The sequence below is a fragment of the Protofrankia sp. Cr1 genome (genome assembly GCF_963555865.1).
Taxonomy (GTDB): domain Bacteria; phylum Actinomycetota; class Actinomycetes; order Frankiales; family Frankiaceae; genus Protofrankia.
The window spans coordinates 1-2,259 of the sequence record NZ_CAUVXO010000160.1 but is presented as its reverse complement, the minus strand read 5'-3'; the positions used below and the strand labels follow the sequence as shown (position 1 = coordinate 2,259).

The following is a 2,259-nucleotide window of genomic DNA, read 5'->3' as shown; positions in this document are numbered from 1 at the left end:
CCCCTCGGTGGTGGTGCCCCAGATCAGCCCGTTAGGCTGCTTGGAACCTCCGGGCGTGCGGGAGAAATCATGATCACATGTCCGTTGGCCGATGTACATCCGGTGCCGGGGGTGGGTCGCACCGCCCACCTGACCGAGTACCTGACCGAGCCGGGCTGAGATGACGGGACGTGTGGTGGACGAGCCGCCGGGTATCACTCGCGCGGACGCTGCGATGCCCGGTGCCGCGAATCTCGTCTCAAATCGGAGCATGCCTGTGCGGACGTATGCTGAGGCCCGCGTACCACGAGCATTGCGCCTGGCACTCATTGCCTTGTTGTGGGTTGCCGTTGTTGCCGCCTGTAGTGAGGGAAGCTCACCGTCAGGACCACCGGCGTCGACACCGACGAAGGCTCCGGGAACGGCGGCGGACGGCCCAGCACCGCAGGCAGCGCCGACCGGGGGAACCAGCGTCCCGACGCCGGCGAATGTGTATGCCTTTGACGGGGCGAATCAGCTCAGCCCGGCCGTTCGCGGCGCGAAACCGCTGATCTATGTCCCGAACAGCGACAGCAACACCGTCGACGTCATCGACCCGGCGACCTTCAAGGTGACCAATAGTTTTGTGGTCGGCCGTAATCCACAGCATGTCGTACCGTCCTGGGACCTGTCGACATTGTACGTGACCAACGACCTGGGGAACAGCCTCACCCCGATCGACCCAGCCACCGGAACGGTCAAAGGACCAAATATTGCGGTCGCGGACCCGTACAACATGTACTTCACCCCGGACGGCAGGTATGCGATTGTCGTCGCCGAAGCGCTTCGACGGCTGGACTTCTACGACCCGCACACCTGGCAGCCGCGGATGCGTCTACCGGTCGACTGTGCCGGCGTCGACCACATCGACTTCGCCGCGGACAACTCGTTCCTGGTTGCTACCTGCGAATTTTCCGGCAAGCTGGTCAAAATCGACCTGCGGACGCTTTCGGTCGTAGGCTACCTGACCGTCGGCGGCATGCCACAGGATATCAAGCTTGATCCCCGAGGTGAGGTACTCTACGTCGCGGACATGATGTCGAACGGTCTTCACCTCGTCGACCCGATACGTTTCCAGAAAATCGGTTTTCTGCCAACCGGCCAGGGCGCACACGGGTTGTACCCGAGCCGGGACGCGGCCGTGATGTACGTGTCGAACCGCGGCGAAGGCTCTATCTCCCTCGTCGACTTCGCGACCCGTCAGGTCCGGCAGAAATGGCAGATCCCCGGCGGCGGAAGCCCGGATATGGGTGGGGTATCCGCGGACGGGTCGGTGTTGTGGCTGAGTGGACGCTACAACAGCGAGGTCTACGCGATTTCGACCAGGGACGGGAGCCTGCTGGCACGGATCAAGGTCGGTCCGGGGCCGCATGGTGCCTGTGTCTGGCCTCAACCGGGCCGTTACTCGCTCGGTCACACCGGCATCCTGCGCTGAGCTGCCCGCTGTGCTCGTTGTCCGTTTCTCGACGGCCCGTCACCGGTTCTATCCCGGGGGTGACACATCGGGCTGGTCGTCGGTGACACGATTGTGCCGGCGGCGGTAGAGGTGCACGGCGAGCAGGCCGCTGGCAAACACGGCGAGCAAGCCGGTTGAGGCCCATCCGGCCGCCTTCTCGACGCTGGCATAGGACGCGCCGGCGACGTAGCCCAGCAGGGTGAACCCAGTTCCCCAGACAATACCGCCGGCCGCGTTGAAGACGAGGAATCGGCGGTAGGGCAGCTGGGACAGACCGGCCAGGCCGGGCATGACCGCGCGCAGGAACGCGGTGAAACGGCCGACGAACACCGCCCGCCCGCCACGGGTCCGAAGGTAGGCCCGGGCACGGTCTATCGCCGGGCGGCGGTGCCGTAGGAATGGCAGGGCCAGGATCCGTTCGCCGAAGTGTCTGCCCACCTCGTAGCCGACCGAGTCTCCGAGGATAGCCGCGGCGATCACAACCGCGACCATGCCGCCGAGGTTGACCACATGCTGGCTCGCCAGCACCCCACCGAGTACCACCGCGGTCTCGCCGGGCAGCACGAATCCAACGAAGAGCGCGGCCTCGGCAAAAGCAAGAGCACCGACGATGGCGTAGACGGCCGGTGCGGGTAGGACCAGCAGGTGGTGGAGCAGAGTCGTACCCGGCGTCGCGGTGAGCGTCGCCGCCACGACGATCGGGGCCATGCTCATCGGGGCCGTGATTGTCGGGGCCATAGTCATCAAGGGTATGGCCATCGATGGTATGGCCATCGATGGCATGG

The 2,259-nt window shown here is 65.2% G+C and carries 3 protein-coding genes; 1 reads left to right on the top strand and 2 read right to left on the bottom strand.

Going from position 1 to position 2,259, the window contains the following annotated elements:
* A partial coding sequence (locus tag U9980_RS14090) for a hypothetical protein (RefSeq protein ID WP_322768334.1) occupies nt 1-252 on the bottom strand: 252 nt, incomplete at its 3' end.
* Here U9980_RS14090 and U9980_RS14085 point away from each other — a divergent pair.
* Nucleotides 251-1,453 (top strand): hypothetical protein, encoded by a 1,203-nt coding sequence (locus U9980_RS14085; protein ID WP_322768333.1) that lies wholly within the window; start codon nt 251-253, stop codon nt 1,451-1,453. The genes U9980_RS14090 and U9980_RS14085 overlap by 2 nt on opposite strands.
* 48 nt (nt 1,454-1,501) lie before the next feature.
* On the opposite strand, the gene U9980_RS14080 is transcribed toward U9980_RS14085, so the two are convergent.
* Nucleotides 1,502-2,259: DedA family protein (locus U9980_RS14080; protein WP_322768328.1), on the bottom strand; the 758-nt coding region annotated here is incomplete at its 5' end.

Excerpts from the sequence above, each read along its gene's own strand:
- U9980_RS14085 (WP_322768333.1), top strand. The coding sequence starts at position 251 with ATGCCTGTGCGGACGTATGCTGAGGCCCGCGTACCACGAGCATTGCGC.